This is a genomic window from Pararhizobium capsulatum DSM 1112 (assembly GCF_030814475.1).
Lineage (GTDB): Bacteria > Pseudomonadota > Alphaproteobacteria > Rhizobiales > Rhizobiaceae > Pararhizobium > Pararhizobium capsulatum.
The window spans coordinates 1-13,052 of the sequence record NZ_JAUSVF010000001.1 but is presented as its reverse complement, the minus strand read 5'-3'; the positions used below and the strand labels follow the sequence as shown (position 1 = coordinate 13,052).

Annotated in this window: 8 protein-coding genes; 2 read left to right on the top strand and 6 right to left on the bottom strand. The window is 61.3% G+C overall.

Annotated elements, in window-relative coordinates; all coding sequences use genetic code 11:
- Positions 1-361: 361 nt before the first annotated feature.
- Both QO002_RS00040 and QO002_RS00035 read right to left on the bottom strand, forming a co-directional pair.
- A complete protein-coding gene (locus tag QO002_RS00040) occupies positions 362-1,327 on the bottom strand; it encodes an MBL fold metallo-hydrolase (RefSeq protein ID WP_307225437.1) in 966 nt (321 codons plus the stop codon).
- Positions 1,328-1,401: 74 nt separating this feature from the next.
- Complete coding sequence (locus QO002_RS00035; protein ID WP_370878526.1) at positions 1,402-2,235, bottom strand: alpha/beta fold hydrolase; 834 nt, start codon at positions 2,233-2,235, stop codon at positions 1,402-1,404.
- 294 nt (positions 2,236-2,529) lie between these two features.
- Here QO002_RS00035 and QO002_RS00030 point away from each other — a divergent pair, with 294 nt between their 5' ends.
- Positions 2,530-3,522 (top strand): GlxA family transcriptional regulator, encoded by a 993-nt coding sequence (locus QO002_RS00030; RefSeq protein WP_307225433.1) that lies wholly within the window; start codon positions 2,530-2,532, stop codon positions 3,520-3,522.
- Positions 3,523-3,580: 58 nt separating this feature from the next.
- On the opposite strand, the gene QO002_RS00025 is transcribed toward QO002_RS00030, so the two are convergent.
- Positions 3,581-4,060: a chemotaxis protein CheW gene (locus QO002_RS00025; RefSeq protein WP_307225432.1), complete on the bottom strand. Its 480-nt coding sequence runs from the start codon at positions 4,058-4,060 to the stop codon at positions 3,581-3,583.
- A gap of 379 nt (positions 4,061-4,439) precedes the next feature.
- Between QO002_RS00025 and QO002_RS00020 the strand changes: the two genes are divergently transcribed.
- On the top strand, positions 4,440-4,733 hold the full coding sequence (locus QO002_RS00020; RefSeq protein ID WP_307225431.1) for a hypothetical protein: 294 nt from the start codon (positions 4,440-4,442) through the stop codon (positions 4,731-4,733).
- A 17-nt stretch (positions 4,734-4,750) separates the two neighbouring features.
- On the opposite strand, the gene QO002_RS00015 is transcribed toward QO002_RS00020, so the two are convergent.
- The 3 genes from QO002_RS00015 to QO002_RS00005 form a co-directional block, all read right to left on the bottom strand.
- A complete protein-coding gene (locus QO002_RS00015; RefSeq protein ID WP_307225430.1) occupies positions 4,751-5,182 on the bottom strand; it encodes a GNAT family N-acetyltransferase in 432 nt (143 codons plus the stop codon).
- A gap of 97 nt (positions 5,183-5,279) precedes the next feature.
- Positions 5,280-10,997, bottom strand: coding sequence for a translocation/assembly module TamB domain-containing protein (locus tag QO002_RS00010; RefSeq protein ID WP_307225429.1), 5,718 nt, complete (start codon positions 10,995-10,997; stop codon positions 5,280-5,282).
- A gap of 115 nt (positions 10,998-11,112) precedes the next feature.
- Entirely contained in the window at positions 11,113-13,029 is a 1,917-nt protein-coding gene (locus tag QO002_RS00005) for an autotransporter assembly complex protein TamA (RefSeq protein WP_307233035.1), read from the bottom strand.
- Positions 13,030-13,052: the final 23 nt, after the last annotated feature.

The following is a 13,052-nucleotide window of genomic DNA, read 5'->3' as shown; positions in this document are numbered from 1 at the left end:
GCGTCGCGACGAGGCGCAACCGGTATCTGGACGCAGGAGGGACGCAAACCTTCGTTCAGGGAGGCGTCGGAATGATTTCCCTGCCGCTTGAAAGAGAGTGGTGCGTGCCTGTGGGGCACTAGAGGAGCGGCAACTGGCTTTGGCCTTTCGTGCACGGCGGCCTGTCCGCATGTGTCACCCCGAAAGGGTCCCGCCCACCGTTGGAAGAGGAATCGGGGGACGCTGCTTGAAACCGAACGGGGCGCCGGAAGGTGTCATGTTTTATAATTTCCGTGCGGCAGCTTCCGGCGCCCCGGCTTTGTATTTCGTGTCACCTCGGCGTTTTGCGCGCGGGGATGATTGTCATGCCCGCGCGGCAAGATCAGAGCCGGGTGCCGTTCAGGGACACATAGCGATAAGCGCTGCCTTCGCGCTCGGCATGGCCGACACCCGAAAAGGCCCAGTGATAGCCGATCAGCATTGTCTTTTCCGCCGCAACCCGGTCCATCAGCTTCACCCGGTTCCTGATCGCCCGCTCCTGGTCGGTGTCGAAGCCGAATTTCCAGGCTGGGTGTTCGAAGGAGACGATACCATTGGTGGCGGCATCCGCCGTGATGACCAGGCCGTCGCCCCCGTCGAGTTCAAGCGAGATATGGCCCGGCGTATGGCCTGCCGTATCGAGTACGCGGATACCGGTTACGATGTCGTCGCCGGCCTTCACCATCCTCACCCGATCCTTGACCGCAAAGAGATCACGTTTGGCGCCGAGTGCGAAGGCATGCAGCGGCTGAGGATACTTTTGTTCAAAATCAGGGTCTGTCCAGAAATTCCACTCGGTCTCGCCGACGATATAATCGGCATTTGGGTAACGCAGCGTCCCGTCCTTCTTCGTCGTCGCACCGGTATGGTCTGGATGGGCGTGGGTGAAGACGACCTTGGTGATCTCGGCCGGGTCGATGCCGGCAAGCTTCAGGTTCGCTTCCAGCAGGCCTGCGCTTGCCTGGAAATTCTCTCCTGCGCCGACATCAATCAAGATCAGGTCCTTGGCCGTCCGGATCAGCGGAATGTTGGATGGTGTCGGTACTGCCTCGACCGTGCCGCCCAGCCGCTTCAGGATCGCGTCGCGTTCCTCCTCGCTGGCTTCGGGCATGACGATACTGGCCGGCAGGTTGATGTAGCCGTCGCTGAACACGGTGATGTCGAAAGCGCCCTGTCTCAGGTTTGGCGCCTCGGCGGCAAAGAGCCTTTTCGGTAGAACCGAGAGGGCGGCAAGCGACAGGCCAAGGCCCAGGAACTGGCGGCGGTTTTGGTTGATCAGGAGGTCGGTGGCAATGGCGGCGCGGGACATGGCAGGTCTTCCTTGGTTCGATCGGGTTAAAGGATGCTCCGGCACCGGGGAGGGCGGTGCCGGAGAGGAGCACTTTAAGACTTCGCGAATTCCAGCAGATCGGCGTTCAGCTGGTCCTTGTGCGTATCGGTAATACCGTGCGGGGCGCCCGTATAGACTTTTAGGACTGCGTGCGGCACCAGCTTCTTGGAGGCGCGGGCGGCGGCATCGATCGGCACGATCTGGTCGTCGTCGCCGTGGATGATGATCGTCGGGATGTCGAACTTCTTGAGGTCTTCGGTGAAGTCCGTCTGGGAGAAGGCGACCACCGAGTCATAGGTGTTCTTGTGACCGCCCATCATGCCCTGCAGCCAGAAGCTGTCGATCATGCCCTGTGAGGCCTTGGCGCCGGGACGATTAAAGCCGAAGAACGGACCCGAAGCGATGTCCTTGTAGAGCTGCGAGCGATCCTTGAGGCTTGCGGCCTGGATGCCGTCGAACACTTCCTTCGGCAGGCCGCCGGGGTTCTTGTCGGTCTTGACCATCAGCGGCGGTACGGCGGAGATGAGGCCGGCCTTCTTGATCCGGCTCGTGCCGTGGCGGCCGATATAGCGGCTGATCTCGCCGCCGCCGGTGGAGAAGCCGGCGAGGAAAATGTCCTTGAGGTCCAGCTGCTCGATCAGGTCCGAAAGGTCGTCGGCATAGTGATCCATGTCGTTGCCATCCCAGGGCTGGGAGGAGCGGCCGTGGCCGCGGCGGTCATGGGTGATGACACGGAAACCGTTCTGGGCGAGGTGGAAGGCCTGCGCCTCCCAGCTGTCTGCCGTCAGCGGCCAGCCATGGCTGAGCACGACGACTGCGCCATCCTTCGGACCCCAGTCCTTGTAGTAGATTTCAACGCCGTCGCGGGTAATGATCTTCGATGCCATTGTCGTGCTCCCTTCGTTTGTGTTCGTGGCGTTTGCTGCCTGAGTTGTGCCGGCCGAAAAGCCGGCAAGTGTTGCTGCGCCGACGCTGCCGACGAGGACGTTGCGGCGGGTAAAAACGGTGTTTGCGGTGCTGTTTCTCATGGTCCTGTTCCCTTTTGTATCTGTTTGATTTCTCTTGATGGTTGGTCCGTTTTGGTGTGTGTCGTCCCAACCGCTCGTCTGGTTGTTTTTATACGTGGTGACGCCTACACTCGGGATTGGCGAAACTGACATTAAGCGCGACGGAAGTGACAAATGGCGGTGGGAGAAGCAGCAGAGATCGGTATCGTCATCTATCCCGAGGCCCAGCGGGCCGCGATCCACGGGCTGACGGATCTGTTCCATGTCGCCAATCTGATTAGCGAGGAGCAGGGCGGGCGCGCACCGTCGAAGATGCGCGTCAGCCATTGGGAGCTCTCCGCCGACGGTGGCTCGGTTGAGAAAGTATTCGACAGCCACCCCGGCCCAAGTCTTGGCCTCGTCGCGCTGATCCTGCCGCCCAGCCTTACCAACCTGCCGGTCGGCGAGCGTATGGGTGCCTTCCCCGGCTGGATCAGGCAGCAACATTCAGCCGGTACGACGATCTGCTCGATCTGCGGCGGCGCCTATCTGATGGCGGAATCGGGATTGCTCGAGGGTCGCTCGGCGACCACCCACTGGACCCATTCCGACCTGATCTCGGGCAAGTTTCCCGGCATCAAGGTCGATGTGACGAAGCTGATCATCGATGACGGCGACATCATCACCGCCGGCGCGATGATGGCCTGGATCGATCTGGGCCTGAAACTCGTCGCCCGCTTCATGAGCCCCAGCATCCAGCTTGCCACGGCGCGTTTCATGCTGGTCGATCCGGCGGGCCGCGAGCAGACCTTCTACAGCACGTTTGCGCCGAAGCTGCACCACGGCGACGATGCGATCCTGAAGATCCAGCACTGGCTGCAGGCCCGTCACACCGAAAAGATCACCATAGAGATGATGGCGGATCGCGCCGGGCTTGGAGAGCGTACCTTCCTGCGCCGCTTCCACAAGGCGACCGGCATGAACCCGACGGAATATTGCCAGCAGCTCCGGATCGCCAAGGCGCGGGAGCTGCTCGAGATTTCCAGCATCAAGGTGGAGCAGATCGCATGGCAGATCGGCTACGAGGACCCTGGCGCCTTTCGCAAGATCTTTCGCAAGATCCTCGGCCTGTCACCGGGCGAATACCGCCGCCGCTTCTTCGTTGGCGAGGATGCGGCGCTCGCCTGAAACGAAAAGAGCGGCCTTGCGGCCGCCCCCTGAGTTCCTCGGAAAAGACCGGCGCCGATCAGGCGGCCATGTCGTCCATCTCGCGTTCCTTGAACATGCGCGCAAGGTTGAGGAAGCAGATCATGCCGGTCTCGTTGGCGATGATGCCTTCCGCATAGCTCTTGTCGAAGGATGTGGTGATTTCAGGAACCGGCTGTACTTGACTGCCCTGGATCGTCAGGATGTCCGACACGCGGTCGACGACGAGGCCGATGACCATGTTGTGGACTTCGGCGACGACGATGGCGCTGCGCTCGTTGGCGGCTGTGCTCTTCATGCCGAGCTTGTGGGCGAGATCGATGATCGGGATGACCGTGCCGCGCAGGTTCATGACGCCGATGACTTCCGGCGGCGAATGCGGGATCGGCGTGGACGGTGCCCAGCCGCGGATTTCGCGGATCGTCGTCGTCTTGACGCAGAATTCCTGATCGTGCAGGCGGAACGCGATGATCTCGAGCGTTTCGCCGTCGAAGCCGGCCATCTTAAGTGCATTCGTCATCTTCGGTCCCTTCCCGTTGTAGCGTTCCCGACGCTCATTGCGCAGCACCTCCTATGGGCGCGATGCGCAGAGCGTCGTTCGAATGTTTGATTTCCGGCTACATCCGGTCCGGGCGCAGATGCGTCATGCACGATCGGGGAGATCGTTTGCGCCGTAGGGCCATTATAGAAGCAAAATCGTTAAAAAGATGCTCGCAGGCAATGGCGGGGTTATGATTCGATGGCATTAACCTGACGGGGACCAACATTCTCCTGAAGACCAGTAGGATTTCGACATCAATTGTCTAAGGCGACGCAATCAAAAGTTTCGCGTTGACTTCAGGGGCAGATGATCACCATCCTGCCGCGGGCACGGACTGATCCAACCAGGAGATTGCTTGATGACCCGCGCCATGGTTTCGACGCTTGTATTTGCCGCCTTCCTGGCGACGCCTGCCGCTGCCGCCATTCCTCTCGTTAATGCGATCTGCCCCGGCAATATCGAGGTTCATGCCGATCAGGGTGGACCGATCTATCTCAATGGCAAGGAAGCCAAGCTGAAGGTCTTCAACGAGAACTATTATGAAGCCCACGGCGCCGGCGTCACGGTTTCGCTCAGCATCAATCCGGATGGAACGGCGGCAGTTTCCTACACCGGCAAGCACGGTGCGAACGGGGTGTGCACGGTCAAATAGACGAAGGGTTCTACTGTTCAGTAGGTTTTCATGGCGCGGTGGGGCATACCCCCGTCCATGAATTCCGGCCCATAGGCTGCGAAACCAAATTTTTCGTAGAAACCGACCTTGTCGACCTGTGCGTCGAGATGAAAGCGCCTGTCGTTCTGGGCAATCACGGTCTCCATGGCTGCCTTCATCATGACCTTTGCGATGCCTTCACCGCGATAGTCCTGACGCACCACTACCCGGCCAATTTTGACATGTTCGGGTTTTGTGATGAACCGGAGCACCCCGCAAACCTCGCCGTCCTTGATGGCGATGAAATGGATAGCTGTGAGGTCGTCGGCATCGAACTCTTCATCAGCAGGCACATGTTGCTCCCGCACGAAGACTTCGCGACGCAGGTTGAGCCCGGCATTGCCGAGCATGCTGAAAACAGGCACAGTCAGGATGACGACATCGCTCATATCGGAACCTTACGCTCAATGAGAGGCTTGTTGGGCAAGATCATCGCCGAAGGGGGAAATTTCGTCCAGCGGTGAAACGCGCAACAGCACCCTTCGCTTAGTATTCCTTCTCATAGAAAATCCCTCCGCCGGTTCCTTCGGCACCGGCTTCGCCACGCAGCTTCACGCCGCGGCCGACGTCGAGATTGATGATCGCTTTGCCGCCGCCGGCTTCCGAGCCGGACTGCAGTTCGAGATAGGTCCGATCATTCAGGTATTTGCCGGCTGTAACCTGTGCGCCGCCGCTGGCGTCGGTGGAAATGTCCAGGTCATCGACCCCGAGCTTGTTGCGCAGCCCACTCAGCAGCGAGTTTGACCGGCCGCCGGCAAGCTCGGCGACGGCGCTGGCGAGCTGGGCGATCTGAAAGGCCGAGAGGTTCGACAGGGAACGGTTGAAGATCAGCTGCGCCAGGATTTCGTCCTGCGGCAAAGCGGGCGACGACGCGAAGGTCACGGTCGGATTGTTGGCAAGGCCGCCGACATTGACGGTGATCGTCGTGGATCCTGCTGAAGAGGTGGCATCGAGATCGAGTGCCGGAACGAGATCGCCGCCGAAAGTGATGTTGCCGTCGGTGAATGTCAGGCGTTTGCCGAGAATTTCGAGCCGTCCGCGGCGCATTTCGAACCCGCCGGCAACGACCGGCTGAGAGGCCGTGCCGCGAATCGTCAGATCGCCGCCCAGTTCGGCATCTATGCCGCGGCCGCGGATGAACAGGTGATTCGGTGCGCTGACGATGAGATCGAAATTGATGCCGCTGCTCTTGCCGCCGCCGCCCGTGTCCTTGGTGAGGTCGGCCTGCATACGGCGGACATCCGCTGGCGCATGCCGATGCTTGATGTCGATTTCCGAAAGCGATGGCGGCAGTTTTTCCGGAATGGTGATCGCCGCCTTGGTGATCGTCACCTTGCCGCCGACAACCGGCGAGGCAATGAGCGAACCCTTGATCGTGACGGTGCCGTCGATATGGGCAGTGAGCAGAGTGCCGTCGATATAATTGGCGTTGTCGAGGCGGATGGAAAGATCCGCCGGGAAGCCGGAGCCGGGCTGGATGCCGACTGTGCCGGTTGCCGATACATTGCCGCCACTGGCAAGGCGGCCACCGAGTTCGTTGATGCGGGCCTGGCGGCCATCGAGCGCGACATTCGCCGCAAGGTTGGTGATCGCGAGGTTACGACGCACATCGACGAAACGCGCGCCGGAAGTCGTGATCGTGCCGGTGACGAGCGGGGCGCTTGCCGTACCGGCGATGGCGACATCGACTTTGGCGTTGCCGGTCAGTGTGAAGCCCTGTTGCGAGAGGATGGCCGAGAGCAGCGAGAAGGGCAGGTCGCCATCGAATTTCATCGAGATCGCGCGGTTGCCCGCGATACCGACCTTGCCGCCACCGCGGAAGGAAAGTCCGCCCGCGCCCGACATCGTTGTTCGGACATCGACGGTGTTGTTGGCGAACTGGCCGTTGGCCTTGATATTCAAGGCACCGACTCCGGCGCTGCGGGCCTGGGCGACATTGGCATTGTTCCAGTCGAGGTCATAGGAGACGGCTGGGGCAGCCGTGGTTCCCTTGACACCGACAGTACCGCTGATCGCGCCTTCCGCGCCGAGCGACGGGACGAAGGTGTTGATGAGCGCTGCCGGCAGCGCGGCGATCTTGATGTCGAGGCCGAGCTTGTCACCAGCCGTTCCATTGACCGTCACCGTGCCGCCGGACGCGCCAATGGTCAGTGTGTCCAGTGTTACGGCGCTGTTTTGAACCGTGATGGTCGTCGGCTTCGCCAGCCTGACCGGGATCTTGCGTGGAGCAGCCGAGAACGAGGCGAGATTGACGGTCGTCTTGCCGGCCGCGCTGAGGACGTCGCCGCGCAGGCTGAGTGGCGCACCGTCGTAGTTGCCGTCCAGGCTGACATTGGTCTTCGGTCCCTGCTGGTCGAAATCAAGCTTCAGGCCGGTGAGGCGGTTGACCCCTTGGGAGAAGGCTTCGACGGAGAGATTGCCGTGGATCGCCAGGGCCGAAAGATCGGCGATGGTGATATCGGCGGCAGGCTTCGAAATCACGAGGTCACCGCGCTTGATGCCGCTGCCGCTCGCTTTGAGGGCGATGGAGGTCTTGCCGTCCGTGGTTTGGATTGTCGCTGAGCCGGCGATGTCGCCACTCGCCTTCTCGCCGGCCATGGCCGCCAGCAGGGCGACATCCGGGAAGTTGAAGGTGACGGAACCGTTGGGTTTAAGGTCCTGGGTGAAATTGACCGAGCCGGTCAGCGTGTTGTCGCCGATGCGGGCTTCGAGTGTCGGGATGCTCGTGCGGCCGTCCTTGGAAACGAGATCTGCCTTCACGTTGATCGCCTGGCCGCTGATCGCGCCTGTCGCGCTGATCTTCGCCTGTGGGCTGTCGGGATTGGCGGTTGCATCGATGCTTGCTACCAGATCGCTTAGGGTGCGGCCGGCCATGGTTGCGCCGCTCGATGTGATTTCGGCCTTGATGGTCGGCGTTTCAAGCGGACCGGTCGCGTCGATCTTGAAGCGTGCGACACCGGAGGCATCGGCAAGAACCTTGCCCAGGTTCGGCACTTCGCCAGCCAATGCTGCCTGAAGCTGGCCGGATTTCAAAGAAACCGAACCGGCCGCTTCGACGGTCGTCGACTTGACCTGAAGGTTGCTGACGTCGACCGCGCCGTCCTGCCCGGTCGCGAGCCGGCCCGTGATGGCGATGGGCGCATCGAACTTGGCTGCGGCTGCCGGTGGCAGGGCGCCGGGAAGCGCCTCCAGCGAGAAGGTGGTCGAGAGCATGTTGCCATCGAGCGCAAACCGCCCATTCAATGCGCCATCGAGATTGGTGCCGTCGATTGTGACGGGCTCGAAGGCGATGACACGGTTGGCGATGTTCAGGCGGGTGTCGATGGCGATGGGTGCCTTGACAACCCGGTCGATATTGGCATCGGCAAACCGTGCCGTTCCAACATCGATGCGGGTGGTGATCACACCGCTCTGCGCAGAAACATTGAAGGCGTCGCTATGGGCTTTTAGGGTGACGGAGCCGATTTCGCCCTGCGGCAAGGAGAGGCTCGCAACGTCGGCGGTGGCATCGATGGCGAGCGCATCGAGTGGGCCCTTGAGTGTCGCGGTCGCGCCGTTGATCAGGGTGCGGATTTCGCCGCCTTCCTGCGGGATCGTGAATTCGACCTGTGGGGTGCCAACAAGGGTTGCGGTCAGATCGAGCGACTGGCCGGCGGTGCCGTTGACGGTCAGTGTGCCGCCCTTGGTGGCGATTGCGAGATCCTTGAGCTGAACGGCGCCGTTCTCGAAAGCCACCGCTGTCGATGCGGGGAGAGTGATCGGTATACCCTTCAGCGTCGCGGTGAGCGACTGCAGCGCAATTTCGGCGCGGCCCTGGCTGCTTGAGAGTGCGCCGGATGCCGAAAGTGGCGTTTCGTCATAGCTGCCGTTAAGGGTGAAGTCGGTTTTGCCGGCCTGTTGCGCAAAACCGAGCTTCAATGCCGTAAGTCGGTTTTCGCCCTGAACGATCTCGTCTGCCGAAACTGTGCCGGTTATGGCCAGCGCCTTGAGGTCTGCAATCGAGATATCGGCAACCGGCTTGACGACTTTCAACCCGTCGCGCTCGATACCGGAGCCGTTCGCCCTGATGGTGGCGGAGGTTTTGCCGTTGCTGCTTTCGATAGCGACCGAGCCGGCCAGATCGCCCGTCGCCTTCTGGCCGGCCATGGCCGCAAGCAGAGCGAGGTCGGGAAGGTTGAAGGTGAGCTGTCCGTTCGGCTGGAAATCGGGCGTTAACGACAGCGAGCCGTTGAGCTTGTTGTTGCCGATCGTCGCTTCCATCGTCGGGATGGTGATGTTGTTGTTATCGGAGGCGAGGTTCGCCTTGACGTCAATAGTCTGCCCGTCGATCGCGCCGGTCGCGGTGATGTCAGCAAGCGGGCTGCTTGGATTGGCCGTGCCATTGGCGGTGACAACGAGGTTGCTCAAGGTACGGCCGGCAAGGGTCGCGCCATCAGAGGTAATTTCGGCCTTGATGCCGAGGGTCGCGATCGCACCTGATGTATCAATCTTGAAGGCGGCGGTGCCGCTTGCGTCGGCAAGCAGCTTGCCGAGATCGGGAAGGGTGCCCGTGATGGCGGCGGTCAGGTTGCCGGCCTCGAGCGTAGCATTGCCGGCAAGTTCCAGTGTGCCGGATTTGACGGCGAGATTGCTGACGGAAACCGCCCCCCCTTCAGCCAGTTGCAGCTTGCCGGTTGCGGCGATCGTGGTGTCGACCTTGGCAGCAATTGCCGGCGGCAGCGTGTCGGGCAGGGCAAAGAGCTTGAAATCCGTCTCAAGCGCGCCGGTGGCCAGATTGTAGGCGCCGCTGAGCGTGCCGCCGACGCTGGCGCTTTCCAGCGTGACGGGGTTGAAGCCGATGCTTTCGGGGGTGACCGAGAGCGTGGCATCAATCTTTGCCGGTCCCTTGACGAGGCGGGCGAGGTTGGGATCGCCAAGACGGATGGCGCCGGTCTCGACATGGGCCTGAAGCGGGCCGTTACGACCCGCGAGGTCGAAGCTGTCGCTCCGGGCCTTGAGCGAAATAGCGTCGATTTCGCCCTGTGGAAGCGTTGCTTTCGCCAGGTTGGCGGACAATTGCAGCTTTGCGGCGTCCGCCTGGCCATCCAGTGAAAGCATCGCCGAATTGACCGCGAGTTTCGTGTCGCCTTGCCGGCCGGCGATGGTGAGCTCAACCGGACCATTCTTTCCGGATAGCGTTGCCTGCAGGTCATTCTTGCCGGCAGTGTCATAAGTGCCGGAGGCGGCGATATCGAGCGCGCCGCTCGAGAGCGTGCCGCGTTCGATGCTGATGCGGGTGCCACCATAAAGCACTGCGGCAAGGTCGATGTCGGTATTGCCCTCGAAGAGCGGACGCAGGTTTTCCGGCAGCAGCGAGGCGAAGGTGCCGCCACCGGTCAGGGCCACGTTGCGGCTACCGTCCGCCCCGGCAATATGACGTGCATTCAGGTCCAGAATCTGTGTGCCGTCGAGCGAGGCAGTTGCCTTGCCGGCCCAGTCGGAAAGCGGGCCTTCGCCCTTGACGGCGATCTGCACGGCGGGTGTGCCCGGCAGCTCCAATGCCCGAGAAAGCAGTCCGCCGCTGATATCGTTGACCGTCGCGTCGAGCTTCAGCGTATTGGCGGAGGGATTGAAAACGATATCGGCGATGGCTTTTGCGTCCGGCTGGTCGCGCTGCGCTACGGCAAGGGACGTTGCAATGCTGGTATTGGTGGCATCGAGATTGCCGGTGAGGCTGAGGAACTGGTCGGTCCCCGCAATCTCCTTGCCAGTGACGATCTCCGGCAGGTCGAGTGCGGCGATCTTGACATCGAGTGGAAGCGCAAAGGTCGAGCGGACTTCCTTGGTTTCCTGTGATGGAATCGGCAGACGCTCCAGCCGCGCCGAGCCGGCCTTGATCAACTGGGCGTCGAAACGGGACGAAAACAGGGCCGTCGGCGACCAGTCGATGGCGACGTCGCGGATTTCGGCATAGACGCCCTTGCTGTCGAAGAGGGTGACGGTCGAAGCGGTGAAATCGCCAGTCAGCAGCGCGCTCGGGTCGGTGATGCGGACGATCTGGTCAGGGGTAGAGGCATATTTCTCGATCAGCGTCGCGACCATGCGGGCGCCAGGTGCGGTGAAGCCGGCAAACAGGAAAACGAGCACAACTGCGACGACAGCGACGCCGATGACATAGGCAAACCAGCGTAAAGCGGCTTTGAGGATGCGGACCAGACGATTCATGCTCTACCCATAACGCAAGTTGTGTCGCGGCGAAATTGCTTCCGCGTCAAGGATTTGGTTGGCGCGCGCTCGCGCCGGGCGGGCTTGGGACGGCTTACCTTCAGAGGGATCGCCCTCAGAAGGATTGGCCGATGCCCGCATAGATTCCGTAGCTTGTGCCGCCCGGATAGGGATTGAGTGGCACGGCGACGTCGAGACGGATCGGTCCGAAAGGCGTCAGGTATCTGAGGCCGACACCGGCTCCGGCTTTGATATCCGAGAAATCAGGCGCGGTCTTGGCCGAGACCGTACCGACATCGACGAAAGGCACGAGCCCGATCGTATCGGTTATGCCGATGCGTGCCTCGATCGTCGCGTTTACATAGGAGCGGCCGCCGAGCAGTTCGTCGTCATCATTTCGCGGACTGATTTCCTGGTAGGAATAGCCGCGCACGGTGCCGCCGCCGCCGAGGTAGAAGCGCCGGTTGGCCGGAATGTCGACAAGGCCGTCGCCGCCGACGATGACGCCGGCATTGAGGCGGCCGGCCAGCACGAAACCGTTTTCCTCGCCGAGACCGTAGTAGCCGGCGATCGAGCCTTCGAAGGACGAGAAGAAGGTCTGGCCGTCGATTTCATAGCTTGGCTTGGCGTTGATCGAGCCGCGATAGCCTTCGGTCGGGTTGAGCTTGTTGTCGCGGGTGTCGCGCACATATTCGAAGGGCAGCGCCGCGGTCAGATATTCGTTCTTGCCAAAGGCATCGTCGACATTCGCCCAGCTCAGTTCGCCGCCACCGGAGATGGTATCGGTATCGGAAAGTTCGTAGGTTACGCCTGCTGCGCCGGTAAAGATCGTCGCCTTGTAGGCGTCCGGATCAAGGAGCGACGCCTTGAGGCTGGCATTGAAAGTCGAAGCCGGGCCAAAGGCGCCGGGTTTGGCGAAGATCAGGCCGGCATTGTAGTCCAGCGAGCTGATGTCATTTTCGCCGATCCGGTTCACGGAGCCTTCGAATTTCAGCGATTCGGCCTGGCCGAACAGGTTTCGGTGGCCCCAATAGCCCTGGACGCCGAAACCGTCCGTCGTTGAATATTGGACTCCGCCGCCGAAATAACGGTGCTTGCCTTCGGAGACCTCGATAGTCAGGGGCAACGAACCATCCGGCGCCAGAGCGGTTGGCTCCTTGATGGTGATGCTGGCAAAAACACCAAGAGCCCGCAGGCGCTCGTTGGCCTTGCGGATTTCCTCTGGTGAATAGCGGCGGCCGGTATCGAGGCGCGAATAGCGGGCGACGAATTGCGGATCGACTGTCTTGGTGCCCGTAACCGTCACAGTGCCGAAAGGCGCGACCGGTCCGCCCTCGGCAGCGATGTCGACATCGACCGTGTTGGTTTTGTGATCCGCAACAGCGGCACGATTGGTGAGCTTTGCCAGAGGCCGGCCTTCTTCCTTCAGGTCTTCGACGACCTGCTCGCCAGCCTTGATGATCAGTGTGGAATTGGCTTGCGCGCCCGCTACGAGATCATAATCGGCCGGGTTCTTGCCGGATGCGTCGCCTTCAAGCGTCACCTTGCCGATCGTAAAGACCGGGCCGGGGGTAACTGAGATCGCAACAGGCACGGGCGCACCGGCCGGGAAAACCGGGTCCGGCGGCAGCGAGTCGATATCCTGCCCGTTGACGGTGATCGATATAACACCGCCGTAACGAGCATTCTCGTAAAGCGCCGCAAGCAGTCGGTCGCGATCGTCGCGCGCCCGGATGACAAGGCCGAGATTGCCGGAGACGGGCTGGTCCTTTTCCTGGAACAGGCGGGATGCGTTTTCCAGCGATTCCTTCAGATCGTCGTCGGCCGTGCCCGTTTCGAGATCGAGTGAATAGTTGACGGGATCGATGACTTCGTTCGGTTCCTCGTCATTCTCGAAGAAGGACATGCCGAAAATCTTGAAGGCATTGGCGTCACGAAGTGAAAGCGGTCCACAGAGCACCGCCGCCAGAACCGCAAGTGCAGTCCCAGTCTTCCGATACGCATTACTTACAGTCGGCAGACGTTTCCGCATTCCGTCCTTCAGGCTACTCTCAA